Here is a 22583-nt window from a genome sequence, read left to right on the forward strand (position 1 = left end):
CATAAGCATAACAACATACAATATAATATAATTTATAAGATGAGCATATAGGAAACCTTTAGGAGATAATTTAATTTCTTTGTTGAATAGAAAACACTATTAATAGTTAAACCTTTGTCTATATGACCAGTCATATCATATAAGTATAAACAACTCTTTAAACTTAATGATTATGGACACAATCTTTTCATTTGTCTCAAAGAGACTATTTTATTTTCTATTTCCGATTTTAGGAATATTATTTATGTCAACAGAATGCGCCGGCTTTGGCTTAAGTGGACTTGGAGATATTATTTATAATATAGATGGTTCATGTATTAGAGAAGGTGCATCCTCTTCGGGTAGTGTTGTGTATAATATAGATAATAAGTATATAAGAGCAGGTAGTAGTACTTATGGTTCTATTATATATAATATTGATGGTAATAACATTCGGTATGGTAGTAGTGCTTTTGGTACAATAGCATATTACATTGATGGCGATAATATAAGAAAGGATACTTCGGATGGTGTTATTATTTATATAAAAGATGGTAATTATATTCGTGCTAATTATTGAATAATAATTTATAATGATATAAAGTCGGGTAGATAAATATATCTACCCGACTTTATATTATTATGTGGTTTTACTATCGTTTAGTAATTAGTACTACATTGATAAATGAACCGGGCCCTAGCAATGTGCTGATTACATTATAATTAATTACTCCTGATGCTGATATACTATTGATTTTTATAACGTCCTGATCATAGTAAGTAACCACATAATCTAGCTCTGTGGCTGCATAGCGACCTGCCGGAATCATGCTTAAAGTACTGTTGCTTGTTGTATATGATGTATTGCCTGTTTGAATAAACTGCATCTTATATACATTGTTATACAGGTCGAAAGTATATCCAGTACCTATAGCCGAAGCAGGAATAGAAAATGTAGGTAAGTAAAAATATTGTCCCGGTTGGTCTATCGCTTGCCAAAGAGAACCATCAAAGTAGTAATACCCTATATTGATTACTTTTGCAGTTTTAGAGGTCGCTGTGCCATCAATAGCAGTTACGTAGACTATTGCTCCGGATTGAGCTGTAGAGTAGCGAGAATCCTTTGAAATTAGCTGAGATCTTGTCAGATTAGGAGCAATGATTCCTTCGGCCGTGCTACTTGTAGTAGAGAGAGGCATTACGTGTAGACTAGCTTTCGCTCCACTGTTAATAATCCCAACCTGTGCATAAGATGCAGAACTTCCCAATAATAAGAAAGATGCTAGTATATATTTTATTTTTTTCATTCTTTATTTTCTTTATTCATTTATGCCTCTGATGTGAGGATTTACCCTTAATGCACAAGTGTTTATCTTCATCTGTGATGATGTAGTTAACTCTACACCTCCGCTCGAATTGTAAGCGGTGACGGTAATAGTGTAGGTTCCCGGTTTCTTATAAGTATAAGCTTGGGTATATGTTCCTAAAGAAGGACTGGTAATCGTTACTAATGAATTGGCTCCCCCATCTCCAAAGTCCATCACTATTCTGGAAACGTCTGTTAGTCCCATCCCGTTAATGACTTCGAGAAGATAAGTAGCACTAGCTTCGGCACAACGCTCGGAATTGGAGGGTGGATCAATTTCCATACGAAACCAAGGTGCGGCGAAGTTTGGTAGACCCCAAACCCCTCTGGCTGTAAGAAGATCACTTATTTTATACATTTTCATATTGGAGGGATCTTCAGGATTATCAATTACAAACATTCCGGTTGAGTTAAACCGCGGAATATACATGCGTCCATCAGGTCCGGTTTGTATAGCACCGAAATGGTCTGTCACTCCATCTGTTAGAGAAACTGGATTCACTATGGATATTATAGGGCTAATTGTATTAGGGGTAGAAGTAGCTAGCAAAGCTTCAAAGTCAAAAACCAATAATCCTGATGTGTTATTTGTACCTACATTACTCGGGGCATAGGTCAGATATAGATATTTACCACTGGCAGAAAACTCAACTCCATAGCCATAGCCAAAAGGTGATGTAGTATTCAACGCCCCAGTACGAACTCTGACATTGCTTATTATACCTGTCGATGGATTAAAATCTCCATAAACAAAGAACTGATTACCAAAGTCAACCCAAACAAAATGTTGTCCATCCGATGTAAATTTGATATATCCACCGGGAGCACTAGGAGATGTAGCTACATTTACACTAATACTACTATGTCGAGCTGTTTGTACCCCTGTAGAAGTAACTTTCCATACATTCAGGTAATTGGGAGAAGTGGTGTTGCGTCCGACTGCTACTATCCAAAAATCATTTCGGTTACTATGCCTTACTGCTGCAACCGATTCTCCCAGTAAGCCTGATTGACCTGTTAGGAGAATATTCTTATAAGTAGCATCTACTGCACCTAATCCACCTCCTTGAGACATATCTACAACGGAGTAAGAGAGGTTGTCGGCTTGTCTCTCCCCTAAACTTACTGCTATGTATTTAGTCGGATTGTAAGGGTAAGGAAAGATTATCCCTGATTGTGCAGATGATTTATTCCCCGTTAAACCTGATCCGTTAGTCATTATATCCATGTTCTTATCCCAGATAGTCATACCATCCGAAAAGAATAATAGATTTCCATCGGCGTCGGATATTGAAAAACAACCTTCGGATGTAGTTAAAGGTGATCCGGATATAGCTGTGGGCATTCCGGTTAGAGTAGCATTAGCAGTCCCGTACATACCTGTTGCGCTGTAACTGGTCGTGGTTTTCCATGTCATGGCAGCATAATAGCCAAAGAACCAGTTACTATTCTCCTTCTGAGTAAAGCCGGAGAATACCGCTGATAGCAATAATAATAAGATCGAATATTTTTTTAGCATTTGTTCCTCCTTTATTTCTTAACTACCAACACGATATTGATAAATGAATTATTGTCGGGATTGGTGTTCAGTACGTCGTAGTTCAGAACGCCTGCAGCCGATACACTATTAACTTTAATAATGGTATTATCGTAATAGGTCACAACAAAATCGAGTTGACTTGCAGTGTATAGAGTGGGAATCTGAGCTAAACTTGAATTACTGCTCACAAAGTTCGAATTTCCTGCCTTAGTGAATTGCAATTTGTAAACATTGGTGTAAAGATCGTAAGTTACACCTGTTGCTATTGCCGTTACAGGCAGGTTGAAAGAGGGTAGATATAAAAATTCGGGAGTGTAATCCATCGGTTGCCAAATACTACCATCGAAATAATAATATCCCGGTATAGTAATCTTAGCCGTTTTGGTTGTTAGTGTTCCGTCTAAGGTTGTCACATAGACATAGGCTCCCTTTTGATTTGTTGTGTACTGTGCATCTTTGCTAATAACTTGTGCACGGGTCAGGTTCGGCGCAATTATACCTTCGGCTGTCGAGGATCCTGTAGTCTGTGGAGATACATGTAATGTTGCCTGCGGGTTATCTGTGTTTATTCCGATCTGGGCATGAAGCGATCCAAATACGATTAAACTGAGAGTAATTAAATAAAGCTTTTTCATTATCATTCTTAAAAATTTGTTGTTTTTATAAAGAGTTGTTGGGGTCGCAGACCCTTTTGTTGCTGTTTTTGTAATATGAAGTAATTGTTTTTGAAGCAGGATATTGTAGGAGCAGGACTTTGCTCTGCCTTGGCATCTTTGTGTTTCTAACAATTGATTAGATCGATGAAAAGAAAGCAGCAAAGTGCACACGCTGCACCCTGCTGCAAAGGTCAGTCGGCCAAAGCATGATCTGTTATCCGAAATAGTATTCGAACGACAACAAAACAACAATGATTCTACCGGACACAGTTTGCCTAGCCAACTTATTTTGAAATGGATATATATGACGAAGTATACGAAGACATAGAAAAATGTCCCGTAGTTTTGACACAATAGAAAAATTTGTATTTTAGAAAAATTCTGTTTAGTTAACGCAAGTGATGCGTCTCTCTCTCTCTCTCTCTCTCTCTCTCTCTCTCTCTCTCTCTCTCTCTAATATTTCAGCACATAAATACAAATCTAAATTGTTAAATTTTAGATCGTTGTTGTCAATTTTATGTGTGAAAATATTATTCATGTATATTCTATAAAGAGTTATTTCTGTGGCAAATATAGATTCTTTTCTTTTAACAAACAAACTAAATAACTACTAGTGTGGTTAATTAAATAATTTCTCGGCTTCCCGCAAAGCATCATCTAAACAAAAAACAACAACATTATCATAGGGCTCTATTTGAGTATCTCCATCTACGAGCATAGCTTCTCCGTTTCTCATCAATCCTCCTACAGTCATGTTATTAGGCAATGAAAGATGTTTGATTTCTTTTTTTGTTATTTTAGAATTGGGGCGTGCTACAATCTCTGCAACATCGGCATTGGCAAAAGTGAGTGTTTTTACATTTGTTACGTCCGCATTTAATAAGAACCGGTATATATTACTTACAGTTATCAATTTCTTATTAATGATAGAACCGATGTTCAGATTTTCCGCCATTGGGATATAATCCATATTCTCGACTTCGGCTACCGTTTTAGGAACTCCGAAGCGTTTTGCTGCGAGACAAGCCAGAATATTGGCTTCTGCATTTCCGGTTACAGCGATAAAAGCATCTATATTGCGGATACTTTCTTGTTGCATAAACTCGGAGTTACGTCCATCGTCATGAAATACGGTGACATTTTTTGGTACCTTTTCTAGTAACTTATAACATTTTTCTTTGTCTACCTCCAACAGCTTAATATTTACGTCCGATGGGAGGTATTGGCAGGTACGTATAGCTATACGGCTACCGCCCATTATCATTACATCTTTTACTTCGAATTTATTTTTTCCTGCAATAGCTGGAATTTCGTCAATAAATTCATTGGTTGTAGTGAAAAATACAATATCGTCTGTGAAGACTTTATCTTTACCTTTTGGGATGATTGTAGTATTGTTGCGCTTAATGGCTACAATATGAAATTTCTTTTGACTACTTGATATTTCGTATAAGAATTTGTCTACCAATTCAGAATTATCCCGGACTTTTACTCCTACCAATATGATTGATCCTCCAAATAATTCGACCCAAAGCCTGACCCAAGGGCGTTTCAGGGCAGAAACTATTTCTTTGGCAGCCAACATTTCCGGGTAGACCATTGAGTTTATACCTAAACTTTCGAAAAACTCTTTATTCTTCGGTAGCAGGTATTCGAAGTTGTCTATACGGGCAAAAGTTTTTTTTGCACCCATTTTCGCGGCTAACATACAAGAGGTGATGTTTACGGACTCATCAGGTGTAACGCCGATAAATAAATCAGCATTTTCAACTCCTACTTCATCTAAATCTTTCAGAGAAGTGGTAGAGCCTTCCATAGTCATTATTTCAAGATTGCCTTTCGACAGATTCAATTTTTCTTTATCTGAATCCATTAAAATTACATCCTGATTTTCGCCGGAAAGCAATCTGGCCAAATGGGTGCCGACTGCACCGGCTCCTCCGATAACAACTCTCATAGTAAAACCTTTAAGGAATATTATTTTTTGAGAACCTGGCCTAGTTGCTCGGTCAGACCTTCTACATCTATTTTGCAGAGTTTATTCAGTTCGGGAATAGATCCGTGGGTGATGAACGCATCGGGAATACCTATACGTGTAACTTCTATCTCCTGATAATTTCTATCTGAAAAATATTCGAGTACAGCAGACCCCAAACCTCCTGCAATAACGCCATTTTCTACAGTTACCACTTTTTTGAACTTAGATGCCACTTCATCAAGTAATTCAGTATCTATAGGTTTTAAGAATATGATATCGTAGTGAGCTATACTATGTCCTTTTTCTTCTAATTTTTTGATCGCAGAACTTACAGTATTACCTATAGGTCCGATCGAGATCACAGCTAGATCATTACCCTCATTGATTTTCCGTCCTTTTCCGATAGGTAAAACTTCCATAGGGCACTCCCAATCTTTTAATTCTCCTTGTCCTCTCGGGTAACGGATAACAAAAGGGCCATCGTTTCCGTATGCTGCTGTGTACATAAGATTCCTCAAATAATGCTCGTTATATGGAGACGAGACAATGAGATTAGGTACACAACGCATATATGCTAAATCGAAAACTCCATGATGCGTAGGGCCATCTTCTCCAACCAATCCGGCTCTGTCGAGACAGAATATAACATGTAGTTTTTGAAGGGCGATATCATGTATAACTTGATCATAGGCCCGTTGCATAAACGATGAATAGATGTTACAGAAAGGAATTAATCCTTCCTTGGCTAATCCTCCGGAGTAAGTTACGGCATGAGCTTCGGCAATACCAACATCGAATGCCCTTTCGGGAAAGGCTTTCATCATGAAAGTCATAGATGATCCGCTAGGCATGGCAGGTGTAATCCCTACAATACGTTTATCTTTTTCAGCTAATTCGACCAACGTATGGCCAAATACATTTTGATATAATTGGGGCTGGTCTTTAGCCTGTGAAACGATGCGTTCGCCGGTATCTTTATTAAATTTACCGGGTGCATGCCATTCTGTAGCTGATTCTTCTGCCGGTTTGTAGCCTTTGCCTTTAACTGTATGTATATGTAGTAGCTTAGGCCCTTTCAGATCTTTTATATTTTCTAGAATACGTATCAGTCCTTTCAGGTCATGACCGTCAACAGGACCAAAGTACCTTATATTAAGCCCTTCGAATATATTCTGCTGTTTAGTAATCAAAGATTTCAGGCTATTGTTGAATCTGAGAATAAAATTCTTCCCTTTTTCTCCAATCAGGTTCTTACGTTTAAATTTTTGGTAAACATCATTTCTTACTTTATTGTAAGTGTGCGATGTTGTCATCTTTACCAGATAATCCTTTAAGCCGCCGACATTATCGTCAATAGCCATTTCGTTATCGTTCAGGATAATGAGTAGATCATTTGGTTGAGAACTGGCATTGTTAAGACCTTCATAAGCTAATCCTCCGGTTAAGGAACCATCGCCGATAACGGCTACTACCTGCTTCTTCTCGTTAAGAACCTGAGAGGCGACAGCCATGCCCAGTGCAGCCGATATAGAATTGGATGCATGTCCTGCCGAAAATGTATCGTATTCGCTCTCTTCCGGATTTGGGAATCCTGCCAGACCGCCGAATTTTCTGTTTGTATGAAACTGGTCTCTGCGTCCTGTCAATATTTTATGACTGTATGCCTGATGACCTACATCCCATACAATACGGTCGTAAGGGGTATTATATATATAATGTAATGCAACAGTAAGTTCTACTGTACCTAAGCTGGACCCAAAGTGTCCGGGATTGTTGCATAATTGATCTATAATGAATGTCCTCAACTCTTGACACAAAGTGTCGAGCTGGTCTATATTGAGTTTTTTAAGATCTTTTGGAGAATCTATTGTCCGTAATAATGGTATATTGGTCTTCTCGTTCTCAGACATGTTTAACTTATACTTGTGAATATTCTTAGATAATATAAATAAACGAAAAATAAATAGCAAAATTATAAAACAAATGGTTGTAATCCTATGTTTAACTTTTAAAATATGAATTAAATGTAGGTATTATTCTGAAAATGAATTATAAATGGGTTTTTTGATAAGGATATGCTACTTATGATATTGGCAGGTAACTAAAATTCTATTACATTTGCACCGTCTCTTATAATAAACAGAGAGAGGGCGCGATAGTTCAATGGATAGAATAGAAGTTTCCTAAACTTTAGATCCGGGTTCGATTCCCGGTCGTGCTACATTAGAAGCCGCTTCAATAGCGGCTTTTTTATGTCTCACACCTTTCTGATACTCCATTATAAGTACATTCAAGATACATTGCAAGTACATTGCAAAAACATTCAAAGTGCATACAATTTCGGACTTATTTTGTGCATTTTTGATTATTGACTCTTTTAAAAAGTCCGAAATTTGAATAATGTTGCTGTCACTTATAGATATTCAATCTTATGACTAGATCTATGAGTGACGTTGATTTCCATTATTATAAAGAATAGAGCAAGCAAGTTATTACAACACCGAACCAAAATAAACATATGTTGTTTTTATTTATAACGAATAGTTTTGTCAAGGTCAGATTGTTTTGTTCGGTCTGCGAATAGAAAAGATATTCAATAAGAATGCTTATATTTGCGCCGTCGCAAGTAGGGTAGCGATAAAAAGAAATACAAACATATTACAATAAAAAAGTCTGTTAAATAATTATTTATGTATTTTAAGCTGCCGATTGACAAGACTCTTTTATTTTATTTCTAACAAATTATGATTATGAAAAAAAATTACATGGGATTAGTAAAAGGTTTGGCTGTTGCTTGTCTGATCTTTATTGGAGCTACACAAGCTAACGCTCAGCTACGTTTCGGGTTAAAAGGAGGTTTTGACGTTAGCAATAACCGTATCAATAAAGATATTTTGAATGCCCATAACCGTCTAGGCTTCCAAATTGGAGGAACTATGGAACTGATGGCTCCTATTGTAGGATGGGGTGGTGAGCTTTCAGTTTTATACGGACATCAGCAATATGATGTAAAGGACTCTAAAGAAAGCGGAACCAATTATTCTCTATCAGATTATAACTACCTGAGAGTTCCTTTGAATCTTAAGAAGAAATTCAGTATCATGGGATTATTTGGGGTATTTATTCAAGCTGGTCCTTATGCTGAATTTAAGCTGAGCGGAGGTGACTTGAAACCTGAAAATTTAGATACTCAATATAAATCAAAATCGTTCGGAGCAGGTATTAATGCAGGAGCAGGTGTTGAACTGCTGAATCACCTTGAATTGGGTATGTATTACCGCAAAGCTTTGACTGATAATTATTCGGATAATACTGGTTGGGGTAATATATTAAAGAAGAAACCGGACAACTGGAGTGTTAACCTTACATACTTTTTCTAAGAAGATAAATGTTGTATATTGATGTAATAGTGCCGTTACCTTTACAGGGAGTATTTACTTATTCAGTTCCTGATTCACTAGCTGATCAGATTGACATAGGATGTCGTGTGATAGTACAGTTTGGAAAGAAAAAGTATTATACGGCTATAATACATCGTATACATGAAGATAAAAAATTAGAAACGGAGATTAAGGAAATAATCTCCGTTTTAGATAAATATCCGATCGTATTGCCCGAACAATTGCAGTTTTGGGAATGGATCGCTTCGTATTACATGTGTACCTTAGGTGAAGTTTCGAAAGCAGCGTTACCTGCAGCTTTAAAACTAGAAAGTGAAACACATGTGTTTTTAGATCCGGAGTTTGAATCTCAGGTTTCTTTTACACCTAATGAGGAAAAGATATTCTATATCCTGTCTGATACTAAACCACTACGAATATCTGAGATTGAAAAAATTACCCACATATCGAATGCTATTCCTTATGTGAAATCACTGGTCGATAAAGGAGCAGCCTATATTAGTGAACGGGTTAAAAATAAATATTCGGCTAAAACCGAAACTGCCTATCGGCTGGCTAAGGACTTTTCGGATGAAGAACTTTCGCAGATTCTGGATGAATTAAAAAGAGCAAAGAAACAGCTTCAGTTACTATATATTTTTCTTGAGTTAAGACATGAAGCAGGAAATCCTCCCGATTTCTACATACTTAAAAAACAACTGATGGATGAAGCGGCTGTGACTGCTGCAGTATTGGATAGTTTAGAGGAAAAGGGGATACTCAATAGTTTCCGGTTCGAAGTAGGCCGCTTCAATAGTATAGATGCAACGCTGAAACCGATAAAAGACCTTACGCCCGACCAATCTAAGGCTTATAACGAAACTAACCACGCGTTTACTGATAAGCAGGTTGTTCTCCTTCATGGCATTACTTCATCGGGGAAAACCGAAATTTATATCCGTCTTATACAGGATGCTATTGATAGAGGGGAGCAGGTTTTGTATCTGCTGCCCGAAATTTCACTAACGGCACAAATGACCGACCGGTTGAAATCTGTATTCGGTAATCAGTTGATGGTATATCATTCAAAGTTCAATGATAACGAACGGGCGGAGATTTGGCAATCATTGTTAACTAAAGATGATTGCAAGATCGTTTTAGGAGCAAGATCGGCTATTTTTCTTCCTTTCCGGAAGTTAGGGCTCATTATTGTCGACGAAGAACACGAATCATCCTTTAAGCAACAAGATCCGGCTCCTCGTTATAATGCCAAGAATGCATCTATTGTTTTGGCTGCAAATTTCGGAGCAAAAGTTTTGCTCGGAACAGCGACACCTTCTATCGAAACATACTACAATGCCCTCGAAGGTCGGTTTGGATTGGTAACCTTATCTAAACGATATGCAGAGATAGAATTGCCCGAAGTTGTGCCTGTTAATACAAAAGACCTGCGCAGACGAAAGATCATGAAAACCATTCTTTCTCCTCCTCTTCTGGACGAGATGAAGGAAGCGTTGTCCAGAAAAGAGCAGGTCATCCTGTTTCAGAACCGGAGAGGATTTGCTCCATTACTTGAGTGTAAAACCTGTTCATGGACACCGAAGTGTGAGCATTGTGATGTGAGTTTAACTTACCATAAAGGGCAAAGGGTTATGATATGCCATTATTGCGGAGCAGTATATTCTGTACCCTCTCAATGCCCCGAATGTCAGACTCCGACTTTGGACGTTCAAGGATATGGAACCGAACGTATCGAAGAACTTGTAACGGAACAACTGCCTGAAGCGAATGTTGTGAGGATGGATCTGGATACTACCCGTAGTAAGCGCGCTTATGAACGGATAATTGCCGACTTTGAACTAAATATAACCAATGTACTTATAGGTACTCAGATGGTGTCGAAAGGGCTCGATTTTGATAATGTAAGTGTTGTCGGGATCCTCAATGCCGATTCGATGTTGAATTATCCCGATTTCAGGGCTCACGAACGGGCTTTTCAGCTAATGACACAGGTTAGCGGGCGAGCCGGACGAAAGAATAAACGAGGACTGGTGCTTTTACAAACAGCCCATCCCGGACATCCTATCATTTCTTTTATCCGGAATAATGATTATGCCGGTTTTTATGAAACTCAGATAAACGAACGCCAATTATTCCGTTATCCTCCTTTCTATAGATTGATAGAGATTGTTCTGAAGGCTAAAGATGAGTCGCTTGTAGATTCTATGGCCGGAGAATTTGGACGGATATTGCGCCAGACATTTAATGACCGGGTATTAGGTCCGGTTAAGCCTACGGTAGCACGTATCCAGTCTTTATATATCAGGAAAATCCTTCTGAAAATTGAAAATCAGGCCTCACCATCAAAAGTTCGTGAAATGATTGACCTTTGCCATAAATATGTTTTACAAAATTCGAAATATAAATCAGTCCTCCTTTATTATGATGTCGATCCGATGTAAATATCTTATGATAATGAGTTGCTTTTGTTTCCTGTTTTCCTGTAATGATTTGAAAAAGCAGCAAACACGGGAGAAGGAAGACACGGATATTGAAGTGGCAAATGATTCGGTTGTAGTCGAAGATATCGAATCGGTAATTGAGGTATCCGCATTAGAGTCTTATCTTAATGAACATGGTTTGTTGAATATCCGGACTCTCGATCCGTCCATCAAAGTTGACCTGAAATATGCTTCTACTGATAATTTTACAAAGACTATATTATACGATTCATTGAGTAATGTTTACCTGCATCCCCAAGCTGCTGAAAAACTAATAAAAGCTCAAACCTTATTAAAAGACTATGACAATAACCTGTTTTTGCTAATATATGATGCTGCGCGTCCTATGTCTGTCCAAAAAAAGATGTATGCGGTAGTTCAAAATACACCGTATCATGCTTATGTTGCCAATCCATCGAGAACGGGTATGCACAATTATGGTATGGCTGTAGACCTCACAATCTGTACTGTTGAAGGTCTGCCTCTGGATATGGGGACACCTTTTGACTATTTTGGCGCTGCTGCCGGTATTAATAAGGAAGATGAACTGGTTTCAAAAGGGGTTTTGACTACAGAGCAGGTCGTAAACCGCCGACTGTTAAGACGGGTAATGACCGAAGCCGGGTTTATAGCTATTCGTGGTGAATGGTGGCATTTTAATGCTTCGACATTGGAATATGCCAAGAATAATATTCCGCTTATTGAGTAATTTGTTCGTAAGAATAAATCTGTTTCTTTTGCTATTATAATCTTTGCAGGAAGGTGACAGTAAACTAAACAAAGGTGACAAAAAGGTGACACATGTGTAACATCTGTTACCCTACTTATTGTCTGTATTACTGATTCTTATCCCCAATAAGGTGACAAAGGTGACACCTTTCTTAAATTTATTTTTTTAGCTTCCCCTTTTAGTTTCTTCAGTTTCAATATATCAATGAACCCTCTTTTTATATGATAGATAAAAATAGCACGAATCAGAAGTTGAGAGAAGTACTCTGATTTTTTATTTATTCACTAGTATGTGTCTTCGGTTGACAGGCATAGGCTGGATTATGTGTATAACAAAAGAACATTCAACTACAGATTCGCATAATTTTTATTTATGGAATTTCCAGACTTTTATTCTCTATAAGGAAAATAAAAGACTTATGCCATGAAAAATCTATCTCTGAATATAGCCGCACTATGCTGTCTTTGCATAGTATTATTCGGTTCTTGCAAAAATACACCTTCCTCAGAAATGTCGTCTATAAATACAGATTCAACAGTAATAGATTCATCTTCTATTAACATGGATAGTAAAGTCTCGGAAAGTATTATAGATTCTGCTAAAATCAAACCAGAAACCGGAGTATGTTTTATTCCACCTGTAATAATAGAATGTGAAGATATTTCTGATATTGTAGTTGGTGGATGTACCGGATATCCGGAAATTATAAATGATACATTAGAGGTGAAAAATAAAAATAAAGAGCCTTTCCATAACGTAGAACAAATGCCTGATTTTCCCGGAGGGACAGAAGCTCTGATGCAGTTTATCAAGGATAATTTAGAATATCCTGAAAGTGCAGAACACGATGGTGTACAAGGGCGCGTTGTTATCCGTTTTGTTGTAAACAAAGAAGGGGTATTGAGGGATTGGCAAGTGCTGAGAAGCCCTCATCCCGATATGGAAAAAGAAGCTGTAAGGCTTATCCTTACTATGCCACGCTGGATTCCGGGTAAGCAAAATGGGATACCTGTGGATGTATATTATACAATACCGATTACATTTAAATTAGACTCTTAGAGTTGAATGTTTTGAGAATATAAACTACCTTTCGACTTAATAATTTAATGAAACAACACCGTCTATGAAGAAAATCTGTTTAATCTTATTTTTGCCTCTATTGTTGATTGGCTGTAAAAATAATACATCTGCTAATCCGGAGGATGTTGCAGATAGTAATTCTTTGACTGTTGAAGTGGAAGATTCCACATTAGTGAATGATTCAATTGTTATTGATACTATACCTTTAGATGAAGAAAAAGCTCCGGAGAAAGTGCATGTTACTGTATTAAGAGAGCATAAAGTAATAGTTGAAGAAATAGAACCGGAGATAAATATAGAAGTTGATACGATTGGAGTAATGCCTCAGTTTCCGGGAGGAGATCAGGAGTTGATGAAATTTATTTCGAACAATCTGAAATATCCGGTCATAGCACAGGAAAATGGAATTCAAGGGAGAGTTACTCTCCGGTTTGTGGTTAAGAAAGATGGTTCTATTGCAGACATTCAGATAATAAGGGGTTTAGACCCCTCTTGTGATAAAGAAGCGATGAGGGTAGTGAAAGCAATGCCCCGTTGGATTCCCGGAAAGCAGAATGGGCAGACTGCCGATATTAGTTATGTTTTGCCTGTCAATTTTAGGTTACTGCATTAAATAATCTATCATAAACAAAAGAAGGTACCTATATGGTACCTTCTTTTTATATTATGTTATTCGAGTCTTTTTTATAAAGTGACTCCTGATTTGAATATGGCAATTTCTTTGAATCCTGTAATTTCGTGTTTCAGATGCGCTCCGTCAGCTGTTTTGACGATAAAGTTTACAAAATCTTTCAATACTGTTTCCATACTATTTCCTTCAAGAAGGACTCCGGCGTTGAAATCGATCCAGTTGTTCTTGAAATTGAACAAACGGGTATTGGTCGAAATTTTCATCGTTGGAACAAATGCTCCGAATGGAGTTCCGCGACCAGTGGTGAAAAGAACAATCTGGCATCCTGATAGTGCAAGTGCAGATGCTGCTACAAGGTCATTACCCGGAGCGTTTAACAGGTTTAATCCGTGTTTGGTTACAGGTTGGGCATAGTCCAAGACGTCTACTACTTCCGAGTTACCTCCCTTTTGAGTACAACCTAACGATTTATCTTCAAGGGTTGTGATACCTCCGGCTTTATTTCCCGGTGATGGATTTTCGTAAATGGGTTGTTCGAATTTACGGAAATAATTCTTGAAATTATTTATCAATGCTACAGTATCGTCAAATACTTCTTTTGTTTCCGCTCTGTTCATCAGGATAGTTTCTGCACCGAACATTTCAGGTACTTCTGTCAGTATAGTTGTTCCTCCCTGTGCGATCAACCAATCTGAAAATTGACCGACTAGCGGGTTGGCGGTGATTCCTGAGAAGCCGTCGCTTCCTCCACATTTCAGACCAACTTTCAGTTTAGATAACGGAAGAGGTTCGCGCTTATCTTTTCTCATACGTTCAACCAGTTCTTTCATCATCTGGAATCCGGTTTCAATCTCGTCCTGTACTTCTTGCGAAATAAGGAAACGGACTCTTTCAGGATCCCATTCGCCCATCTCTTTCTTAAAGTCCGATTGCTGATTGTTCTCACAACCTAAACTTAGTACAAGTACACCTCCTGCATTAGGATGCTTTGCTAAAGCGGCAAGGGCTTTCTTGGTATTGTTGTGGTCGTCTCCGAGCTGAGAGCAGCCGTAATTGTGTGTGTATACACGTATATCGTCTATGTGAGCAACGTCCAGTTCTCTTTTTACTCTTTCGATAATAGCTTGTGCCTGTCCGTTTACACAGCCTACAGTAGGAACTATCCACAGTTCGTTACGGATGCCCATCTCACCGTTGTAACGTAGATATCCGTTTACCTTCAGGTGGCTTTTAGGTATATCCAGTTTGGGGTGCACAGGTACATACGAGTATTGCAGATTATCGTGTAGATTGGTTTTTACATTCTGAGTGTGTACATGTTCACCTGTTTGTATATCGGTAGTAGCATGCCCGATAGGATACCCGTATTTGATTACGTTTTCGTTTGTTTTGATATCTTTTATGGCAAACTTATGTCCGGTTTCGATCGTATTTTTAATGGTGATTGATGCACCTTCTACATTAACGACATCACCTTCTGCGAGGTTCTCTATCGCTACGCAGACATTGTCGTTTGGGTTGATTTTTATATACTTATTCATTTTACTAGTTCTTTTTTTATAGAATTGATCATTTCTGTATATTCTGGGTCGGTAAGATATACCTTTTGAGGATTCATAACAAAAGTTGAACCATAGTCCGCTCCGTCTACATATTTGGGAGCCAGATGTATATGTAGGTGTGGTAGTTTGTCGGAATAGGCTCCGTAATTGATTTTTGCGGGTGAATATAGCTTTGCCAAAGTGGCAGCAACTTTATTCACATCTGTCATAAATGCCAGAAGTTCTTCGGGCGACAGTTGATATAATTCCACATTGTGGTCTTTATAAGCGATAACGCAACGTCCCTTATACGTTTGTTCTTTGAATAAGAAAACGGTAGAAACACTTAGCTCACAAATTTCGATCATCAGGTCTTTTTGAGTCTGATTTTTATTACAATATAGACAGTCGTTATTCATATCGGAAAAGTTTTTTAGGAAAAAAAAGGGAGAAGGATTTGCCCTTCTCCCTGATATCTGGTTTTAAGCCATAATCGATTTAAGAGCTTTGAGCATTCCGCCGTTTAGTATCAGCTTGACGTCATCGGCAACTTCATCTATGAATTGAGGAACTTCAGCAAAATTTTCTTTCCACATTTCCTTGTGTTTTACAATACCTTCGACCCATCCGTTTATATCGTATTCTTTGAATGTCGATTGGATAAACTCTATAAACTCGGGTGTATCGTTCGGAGTAAATGCTACTTCCGATTTTCCGCTGTAAAGAACCAGTAAGGCCGCAAAAGAGAATATGGTCAGTTTAGCATCCTTATTCAGATTTTTACAGTTGTCATATACTGTCGGATAATCGCGGGTTTCCCATTTCGAGATAGAATTAAGTGATATATCTTTCAGGTAATGTTTCAGGAACGGATTATAAAAACGTTCCAGAATCTTTGCTGCAAATGCTTTTAATTCTTCAGGGTCTTCGTTGATTGCCGGAAGAACTTCTGTAGCAACCATCTGATTGATGTATTTTTCGACCTCAGGTGTATTGAATGCATCCATTACAGTTTCGCATCCTAGTTGTAGGGAAACAGGTACCATCGCGGTATGTGATCCGTTGAGGATACGTACTTTTTTCGCACGGAAATCTTTGATGTCATCCATATAGATAACATTCAAGCCTGCTTTGTCTAATGGAAGTTTGTCTTTGATGATAGAGTCTCCTCCGATAGCCCATACATGAAAATATTCGCCTTTTACAACCAGATTGTCATCGAATCCAATCTCTTCCTTAATCTCATTGATGTTTTCTTTCGGGAATCCCGGTACGATACGGTCGACTAAAGTATCATAGAAATGACAAGCTGTATTTATCCAATTGATAAAATCTTCTCCCAAGTTATTGAACTTAGCATGCTTCAAAACATAGTCATGAAGTGTAGAACCATTGTCTTCGATCAATTCGCAGCATACAATAAGAAGTCCTTTGTTTGCATCGCCGTTAAACTTCGTGAAGCGTTTGTGCAGCAAAGCAGTCATTTTCGCAGGGAATGATTTAGGCGGATTTGCATTCAAATCGTCTCCTTCTTCGTAACGTATACCGGCTTCGGTAGTGTTGGAGATAATCATCTCCAGTTCTTCACTCAGAAATATCTTTTCGTATTCGGCATATTGAGTATAAGGGTTTAATACCTCATTGATACTTTTTACAAGAGAAACCTCTTTTACCGGTTTTTTATCTTTGATACCTTCCAGGTATACGTGATACATACAATCTTGTTCTTTGAACAGATTGGCAACGAATTCTCCTCCCGGAATAGGCTGTACGGCAACTATTCCGTGATTCATAACTCCGGCATCATTTGCTTTGTCTATCATCCAGTCTACAAAAGCGCGAAGGAAATTACCTTCTCCGAATTGCAGGATTTTTACAGGAAGCTGTTTTTTATCGACAGTTGTTTTATTTAGTTTTTTCATTGTCTTTACTTTAAATAGTGTTTTGTTATGGATTAAAGGTCTGTGATAGGTTTATACTTAGGTACAAGTATTTTCATAACTACCCATCCTATCAAGTAAGCTACTGCACAGATAGAGAATATAATCATATATCCGGTGCTGATACCATCTACTACAACCGAACCGCTATCGGTAAGGCTTTGTAAGAAACCTTCGGGAATATGTTCAGTCGCAAATTGAGGGAATTTTTCTAATAGAGGAGCTCCGTCTACAGTAGTCCATTGCAAATGGCTATGGTCGAATAATACCCCTGAACCTTTATTGATAAGGAACGAGCCGATACCTCCGGCCATACCTCCGATACCTGTGATGGTTGCAATGGCTTTTTTAGGAAACATATCACCAATAGTAGAGAAGATATTAGCTGACCATGCCTGGTGTGCTGCTCCTGCAATACCGATGATGATAACCGGTACCCAATAAGAAATATGCCCTAAAGGTTGAGCTAATAATGCCAAAAGAGGGAAGAATGCGAATATCAACATCGCTTTCATACGGCCTGCATATGGGTTCATACCTTTCTTTTCTACAAAGTATGAAGGTAACCATCCTCCGATAATAGAAAGAAGTGTAATTGCATACAATACAAAGATAGCCAACTGCCCTTCGGTATCAGATGATTTGATTCCGTATACCGAGCTTAGGTAAGCAGGTGCCCAGAATAGGAAGAACCACCATACTCCGTCTGTCATGAATTTACCGAAAGCGAAAGCCCATGTTTGTTTGTAGCGGAAAGCGTCTTTAAATGATATTTTTTTGCTTTCCTGTGCTGCTTCTACTTTTTCTTCTACAGGGTCTGTCGATTCCTGATCCGATTGGATATAAGCAAGCTCGGCTGCATTTACTTTAGGATGTTTTTCGGGTTTATTATAGATAAATACCCAAAATCCCATCCAAATGAAACCTAAAGCACCGATGATTATAAAGGACATTTCCCATCCCCATACCGAAGCAATTACAGGAATTGTAACGGGAGCAGCAAGTGCACCGACTGTGGCTCCTGCATTGAAGATACTTGTAGCAAGTGCTCTGTCTTTTTTAGGGAAATATTCGGCTGTGGCTTTGATGGCTGCCGGAAAGTTTCCTGCTTCCCCGATCGCTAAAATTAAGCGAGCAAAGATAAACAGTACTACACTGACACTGGCAACACGTCCTATATTTTGTACATGCGAGATTGCTTCACGTGCACCTTCAAATCCGACAAACCATTCTCCGGCAGTGATACCCGATGTCGCAATACCACAGAAAGCATGGATTACAGCACCTAGTGACCATATACCGATAGCCCAAAGGAATCCTTTTTTAGTATCCATCCAGTCAACGAATTTACCGGCGAACAGCATACTTACTGCATAAAATATAGAGAAGAGTGCGGTAATTGTACCATAGTCGTCATTTGTCCAATGGAATTCGGGCGAAATAAAGTCTTTCCATGTCAAGGACAGAACCTGCCTATCCAGATAATTGATAGTCGTGGCAAAAAACAACATGGCACAGATGGTCCATCTATAGCCGGTCATTTTTCCACTTGTATTATTGGGTGTATTCATGGTTATTATTTTACGGGTTATTATTTGTTTCTCAGTTTAGCGATAATAGCCAAAGCATCTTTACACAATTGGGTGATTTTGCCCCAGTCTTTTGCTGCTACTACTTCTTTAGGAAAAAGGTTTGAACCCATACCTACAGAGCCAACGCCTGCGCTAAACCATTTGCTGAGATTTTCTTCCGCAGGGGTTACACCTCCTGTTACCATGATGTTGGTCCATGGCATAGGAGCTTTAACGCCTTTAACGAAAGCAGGTCCTACAACATCTCCTGGGAATACCTTTACTATTTCGGCTCCCAACTCTTGTGCATAACCTACTTCTGATACCGAACCGCATCCGGGCACATAAGCTACTTGGCGGCGATTACATACTTTGAAAATATCAGGATTAAGTAATGGTCCTACTACAAAGTTTGCACCTAATTGAAGGAAAAGTGAAGCTGTTCCGGCATCAACAATAGAGCCGATTCCGAGAATCATTTCAGGGCATTCTTTTGCAGCCCATTTATTTAGTTCACCGAAGATTTCATGAGCGAAGTCTCCACGGTTAGTGAATTCAAAAGCACGAACGCCTCCTTCGTAACAAGCTTTGACTACTTGTTTCGAAATTTCGAGGTCACTATTGTAAAACACAGGAACCATTCCTGTTGCGGCTATTGCCTGACATACTTGTATTCTTGTAAAACGAGCCATAATTTCTATAATTAAGAATTAAAAATGAAGAATGAGGAATTATAATTTACTTTTTAATGTTTTAACGGATGATACAAGCAACGAGATTAACTCATTACAATCGTTTTTCAAACTTTCGTAAAGTTTCTCATCTATATATTCAGTATCGCATAATAATGATAGCCAATAATCTGTTTCATTAGCTTCTTTTAAAGAAATACTTAATTTATGAACAAAGTCTTGTTTGCTTTGACCAAATTCTGATTCTCTTATTAATGCACCAATAGCCGTACCGCTGCGAAGAATTTGTTTTGAAAGAACATATTCCGATTTTTCTTTCTGCAAATATTGAGATAACCTCACTATACGAATAGCAAAAGTATAACTCTTAATATTTAGAACAGAATCAAGCCGTTTCATTATTCTTCATTATTAATTCTTCATTCTTCATTTGTTTTATTTTTTATCTTGATACACGGCCTGAACCGTCTCCTTTCATCAGGTTTTCTACTTCCGGTACGGTAACAAGGTTGAAGTCTCCGTAAACAGTATGCTTCAAACAAGATGCTGCTACAGCAAACTCCAATGCTTTCTGATCATCCGAAGGATAAGAAATCAATCCATAGATTAATCCTCCCATAAATGAGTCTCCTCCACCTACGCGGTCAACGATATGGGTAATGTCGTAACGTTTCGATTGATATAATTTGTCAGAATACAAACATCCGCCCCAAGTGTTATGGTTAGCATTGATCGAACCACGTAGGGTGATAATTACTTTTTTCGCGCGAGGGAATTTTTTCATCATCTGAGTACATACTGATTCGAATTCAGCAGCATTAACCTCTCCACCGGTATGTGCTACATCGAAACCTTCAGGTTTGATGCCAAATACTTTCTCTGCATCCTCTTCGTTTCCTAATATAATGTCGCAGCCTTCTACTAAGGCAGGCATTACCTGATCAGCTGTTTTGCCGTATTTCCAAAGGTTCTTACGATAGTTAAGGTCAGTTGAAACAGTTACGCCCATTTCGTTAGCTATTTTGATAGCTTCTAAACATGCGTCAGCTGCACCTTGCGACAAGGCAGGCGTGATACCTGTCCAATGGAACCATTGAGCATCTTTCAATACTTCTCTCCAATTGATCATGCCGGGTTTGATTTGTGCAATAGCCGATTCAGCACGGTCATAAACAACTTTTGAAGCACGTGCTACAGCTCCTGTTTCGAGGAAATAAATACCTACACGGTCGCCGCCTCTGACAATATTACTTACACCCACGTTGTATTTACGAAGGTCAGAGATACACCACTCTGCTATGTCATTTTTAGGTAAACGGGTTACAAAATCAGTGGGTATTCCATAGTTAGATAGTGATACAGCTACATTGGCTTCCCCTCCGCCGAATGTGGCATTGAGGTTAGTAGACTGTATAAAACGTTGATAGCCGGGAGTTGCTAAACGCAACATAACTTCGCCGAAGGTTACTACTTTTTTCATATTATTGATAAATTATAATTTTAAATGTTTGTATAAAAATGCTGTTTTAATGTTGCCTTATTTAAAATTGAAAGAAATTTTTCGCATTATAGTAAGATACATCTTCTACCAGTTTACTCAGAAATGGAAGTTCGGATGCTGGGAGTAAACCTTCTTCCACATCATTACCGATGAGGTTGCAAAGAATTCTTCTGAAATACTCGTGACGAGGATATGACAGGAAGCTGCGAGAATCGGTAAGCATACCGACAAAGCGGCTTAATAACCCCAGATTTGAAAGAGAATTCATTTGTGCTTCCATACCTGTTTTTTGATCAAGGAACCACCATCCCGATCCGAATTGGATCTTTCCGGCAACTGATCCGTCCTGAAAGTTTCCGATCATAGTTGCGATCAGGTCATTATCTCTCGGATTCAGATTGTAAATTATAGTCTTAGCCAATTGGTTATTAGTATCCAGACGGTTGAAGAACTTAGACATCGCTTTTGCTGTGTTAAAGTCTCCAATTGAATCGAATCCTGTATCGGGCCCTAATTTATTGAATAGGCGTGTATTGTTATTGCGGATAGCTCCATAGTGGAACTGTTGGGTCCAGCCTTTTTCCCAGTCCATGATAGCACCTTCTACCATCATTGCTGATTTGAACTTGCAGATTTCTTCTTTTGTAAGTTCTTTACCTCCGTATACTTTATTGAAAATAGCTTCAATTTCGGAAGTAGTATAGTCTTCTGCATAAAATTCTTCTATACCATGGTCAGAAAGTTTACACCCGACACTGGCAAAGAAATCATGACGATTGCGCAATGCTGCGATAAGATCAGAGAATTTACTTATAGATACCCCTGATGCCGTAGATAATTTTTCTACATATGTTATGAAATCAGCAGCTACTTCTACAGCCATTGCTTTGTCGGGACGCCATGTAGGAAGAACTTTTATTGTGAAACCTTCTTTTTTCAAAGAAAGGTGATATTCCAGAGAATCAATGGGATCATCCGTTGTACAAACTGTTTCTACACCATAGTGTTTCATTAAGCCTCGGGCTGAAAATTCCGGTGTGCGAAGTTTAGCAGTACAAGCATCGAAAATTTCTTTGGCGGTTTCTGGTTTTAGTAATTTAGTAACGCCAAATGCCGTTTTCAGTTCCAGGTGTGTCCAATGGTATAATGGATTACGCATTGTGTATGGTACTGTTTCTGCCCATTTTTCGAATTTCTCCCAGTCTGTGGTATCTTTTCCGGTGCAGAAGCGTTCGTCTACACCATTTGTGCGCATAGCACGCCATTTATAGTGGTCGCCGGCCAGCCAGATCTCTCCTAGATTGTCGAACTGATAGTTTTCGGCAATCAGTTTTGGATCGAGGTGGCAGTGGTAGTCGATAATTGGTAACTTCTTTGCATGCTCATGGAAAAGCATTTGTGCTGTTTCTGTTTGTAAGACGAAGTTGTCGTCGAGAAATTGTTTCATTGCAAGAATGTTTTTATTATTAGTTAATATTTTTCATATTTACGGTCAAC

At 38.4% G+C, this 22583-nt stretch carries 19 protein-coding genes and 1 tRNA gene; 7 read left to right on the forward strand and 13 right to left on the reverse strand.

Annotation, left to right across the window (positions count from 1 at the left end; all coding sequences use genetic code 11):
- Positions 1–244: 244 nt before the first annotated feature.
- Positions 245–559 carry a hypothetical protein gene (locus BUC12_RS15425; protein WP_139262084.1) on the forward strand — a complete coding sequence of 105 codons (315 nt, stop codon included), beginning with the start codon at positions 245–247 and terminating at the stop codon, positions 557–559.
- A 73-nt stretch (positions 560–632) separates the two neighbouring features.
- Here BUC12_RS15425 and BUC12_RS15430 read toward each other — a convergent pair whose 3' ends face one another.
- The 5 genes from BUC12_RS15430 to dxs form a co-directional block, all read right to left on the reverse strand.
- Positions 633–1286 (reverse strand): hypothetical protein, encoded by a 654-nt coding sequence (locus BUC12_RS15430; protein ID WP_062181639.1) that lies wholly within the window; start codon positions 1284–1286, stop codon positions 633–635.
- Positions 1287–1298: 12 nt separating this feature from the next.
- Positions 1299–2864: a PKD domain-containing protein gene (locus tag BUC12_RS15435; protein ID WP_062181642.1), complete on the reverse strand. Its 1566-nt coding sequence runs from the start codon at positions 2862–2864 to the stop codon at positions 1299–1301.
- Between the two features lie 11 nt (positions 2865–2875).
- On the reverse strand, positions 2876–3520 hold the full coding sequence (locus BUC12_RS15440; protein ID WP_139262086.1) for a hypothetical protein: 645 nt from the start codon (positions 3518–3520) through the stop codon (positions 2876–2878).
- Positions 3521–4160: 640 nt separating this feature from the next.
- The gene (gene trkA, locus BUC12_RS15445; protein WP_062181648.1) at positions 4161–5498 is read right to left on the reverse strand and encodes a Trk system potassium transporter TrkA; all 1338 of its coding nucleotides are present in this window, start codon (positions 5496–5498) and stop codon (positions 4161–4163) included.
- Between the two features lie 20 nt (positions 5499–5518).
- On the reverse strand, positions 5519–7429 hold the full coding sequence (dxs, locus tag BUC12_RS15450; protein WP_062181651.1) for a 1-deoxy-D-xylulose-5-phosphate synthase: 1911 nt from the start codon (positions 7427–7429) through the stop codon (positions 5519–5521).
- 239 nt (positions 7430–7668) lie between these two features.
- On the opposite strand from dxs, the gene BUC12_RS15455 reads away from it, so the two are divergent.
- From BUC12_RS15455 to BUC12_RS15480, 6 genes are all read left to right on the forward strand, one after another.
- Positions 7669–7740, forward strand: a tRNA-Arg gene (locus BUC12_RS15455).
- Between the two features lie 529 nt (positions 7741–8269).
- On the forward strand, positions 8270–8899 hold the full coding sequence (locus BUC12_RS15460; protein WP_070808606.1) for a porin family protein: 630 nt from the start codon (positions 8270–8272) through the stop codon (positions 8897–8899).
- Positions 8900–8907: 8 nt separating this feature from the next.
- Entirely contained in the window at positions 8908–11361 is a 2454-nt protein-coding gene (priA, locus tag BUC12_RS15465; RefSeq protein ID WP_062181657.1) for a replication restart helicase PriA, read from the forward strand.
- Positions 11362–11410: 49 nt separating this feature from the next.
- The gene (locus BUC12_RS15470; protein ID WP_244893476.1) at positions 11411–12109 is read left to right on the forward strand and encodes a M15 family metallopeptidase; all 699 of its coding nucleotides are present in this window, start codon (positions 11411–11413) and stop codon (positions 12107–12109) included.
- 444 nt (positions 12110–12553) lie between these two features.
- A complete protein-coding gene (locus tag BUC12_RS15475) occupies positions 12554–13189 on the forward strand; it encodes an energy transducer TonB (protein WP_082141923.1) in 636 nt (211 codons plus the stop codon).
- A 64-nt stretch (positions 13190–13253) separates the two neighbouring features.
- Complete coding sequence (locus BUC12_RS15480) at positions 13254–13823, forward strand: energy transducer TonB (protein ID WP_062181663.1); 570 nt, start codon at positions 13254–13256, stop codon at positions 13821–13823.
- A 71-nt stretch (positions 13824–13894) separates the two neighbouring features.
- On the opposite strand, the gene BUC12_RS15485 is transcribed toward BUC12_RS15480, so the two are convergent.
- The 8 genes from BUC12_RS15485 to uxaC form a co-directional block, all read right to left on the reverse strand.
- Positions 13895–15382 (reverse strand): UxaA family hydrolase, encoded by a 1488-nt coding sequence (locus BUC12_RS15485; protein ID WP_062181666.1) that lies wholly within the window; start codon positions 15380–15382, stop codon positions 13895–13897.
- Positions 15379–15801, reverse strand: a complete 423-nt coding sequence (locus BUC12_RS15490; RefSeq protein WP_062181669.1) for an HIT family protein — start codon at positions 15799–15801, stop codon at positions 15379–15381. Before BUC12_RS15490 ends, BUC12_RS15485 begins: the two co-directional genes overlap by 4 nt.
- A 63-nt stretch (positions 15802–15864) precedes the next feature.
- A complete protein-coding gene (locus tag BUC12_RS15495) occupies positions 15865–17304 on the reverse strand; it encodes a tagaturonate reductase (protein ID WP_062181672.1) in 1440 nt (479 codons plus the stop codon).
- A 32-nt stretch (positions 17305–17336) separates the two neighbouring features.
- Complete coding sequence (locus tag BUC12_RS15500; protein ID WP_082141924.1) at positions 17337–18893, reverse strand: MFS transporter; 1557 nt, start codon at positions 18891–18893, stop codon at positions 17337–17339.
- Positions 18894–18913: 20 nt separating this feature from the next.
- On the reverse strand, positions 18914–19585 hold the full coding sequence (locus BUC12_RS15505) for a bifunctional 4-hydroxy-2-oxoglutarate aldolase/2-dehydro-3-deoxy-phosphogluconate aldolase (RefSeq protein ID WP_062181675.1): 672 nt from the start codon (positions 19583–19585) through the stop codon (positions 18914–18916).
- A 39-nt stretch (positions 19586–19624) separates the two neighbouring features.
- The gene (locus BUC12_RS15510) at positions 19625–19984 is read right to left on the reverse strand and encodes a four helix bundle protein (protein ID WP_062181678.1); all 360 of its coding nucleotides are present in this window, start codon (positions 19982–19984) and stop codon (positions 19625–19627) included.
- A 43-nt stretch (positions 19985–20027) separates the two neighbouring features.
- Complete coding sequence (locus tag BUC12_RS15515; RefSeq protein ID WP_062181681.1) at positions 20028–21065, reverse strand: sugar kinase; 1038 nt, start codon at positions 21063–21065, stop codon at positions 20028–20030.
- A gap of 61 nt (positions 21066–21126) precedes the next feature.
- A complete protein-coding gene (gene uxaC / locus BUC12_RS15520) occupies positions 21127–22533 on the reverse strand; it encodes a glucuronate isomerase (RefSeq protein ID WP_062181683.1) in 1407 nt (468 codons plus the stop codon).
- Positions 22534–22583 lie beyond the last annotated feature (50 nt).

The sequence above is a fragment of the Indolivaga macrotermitis genome (assembly GCF_900128985.1).
Lineage (GTDB): Bacteria > Bacteroidota > Bacteroidia > Bacteroidales > Dysgonomonadaceae > Dysgonomonas_A > Dysgonomonas_A macrotermitis.

Excerpts from the sequence above, each read along its gene's own strand:
- trkA (WP_062181648.1), bottom strand. The coding sequence starts at position 5,498 with ATGAGAGTTGTTATCGGAGGAGCCGGTGCAGTCGGCACCCATTTGGCC.
- BUC12_RS15500 (WP_082141924.1), bottom strand. The coding sequence starts at position 18,893 with ATGAATACACCCAATAATACAAGTGGAAAAATGACCGGCTATAGATGG.
- priA (WP_062181657.1), top strand. The coding sequence starts at position 8,908 with ATGTTGTATATTGATGTAATAGTGCCGTTACCTTTACAGGGAGTATTT.
- BUC12_RS15430 (WP_062181639.1), bottom strand. The coding sequence starts at position 1,286 with ATGAAAAAAATAAAATATATACTAGCATCTTTCTTATTATTGGGAAGT.
- BUC12_RS15425 (WP_139262084.1), top strand. The coding sequence starts at position 245 with ATGTCAACAGAATGCGCCGGCTTTGGCTTAAGTGGACTTGGAGATATT.
- BUC12_RS15475 (WP_082141923.1), top strand. The coding sequence starts at position 12,554 with ATGAAAAATCTATCTCTGAATATAGCCGCACTATGCTGTCTTTGCATA.
- BUC12_RS15480 (WP_062181663.1), top strand. The coding sequence starts at position 13,254 with ATGAAGAAAATCTGTTTAATCTTATTTTTGCCTCTATTGTTGATTGGC.
- BUC12_RS15510 (WP_062181678.1), bottom strand. The coding sequence starts at position 19,984 with ATGAAACGGCTTGATTCTGTTCTAAATATTAAGAGTTATACTTTTGCT.
- BUC12_RS15505 (WP_062181675.1), bottom strand. The coding sequence starts at position 19,585 with ATGGCTCGTTTTACAAGAATACAAGTATGTCAGGCAATAGCCGCAACA.
- BUC12_RS15440 (WP_139262086.1), bottom strand. The coding sequence starts at position 3,520 with ATGAAAAAGCTTTATTTAATTACTCTCAGTTTAATCGTATTTGGATCG.
- BUC12_RS15435 (WP_062181642.1), bottom strand. The coding sequence starts at position 2,864 with ATGCTAAAAAAATATTCGATCTTATTATTATTGCTATCAGCGGTATTC.
- BUC12_RS15515 (WP_062181681.1), bottom strand. The coding sequence starts at position 21,065 with ATGAAAAAAGTAGTAACCTTCGGCGAAGTTATGTTGCGTTTAGCAACT.
- BUC12_RS15485 (WP_062181666.1), bottom strand. The coding sequence starts at position 15,382 with ATGAATAAGTATATAAAAATCAACCCAAACGACAATGTCTGCGTAGCG.
- BUC12_RS15490 (WP_062181669.1), bottom strand. The coding sequence starts at position 15,801 with ATGAATAACGACTGTCTATATTGTAATAAAAATCAGACTCAAAAAGAC.
- dxs (WP_062181651.1), bottom strand. The coding sequence starts at position 7,429 with ATGTCTGAGAACGAGAAGACCAATATACCATTATTACGGACAATAGAT.
- uxaC (WP_062181683.1), bottom strand. The coding sequence starts at position 22,533 with ATGAAACAATTTCTCGACGACAACTTCGTCTTACAAACAGAAACAGCA.
- BUC12_RS15495 (WP_062181672.1), bottom strand. The coding sequence starts at position 17,304 with ATGAAAAAACTAAATAAAACAACTGTCGATAAAAAACAGCTTCCTGTA.
- BUC12_RS15460 (WP_070808606.1), top strand. The coding sequence starts at position 8,270 with ATGAAAAAAAATTACATGGGATTAGTAAAAGGTTTGGCTGTTGCTTGT.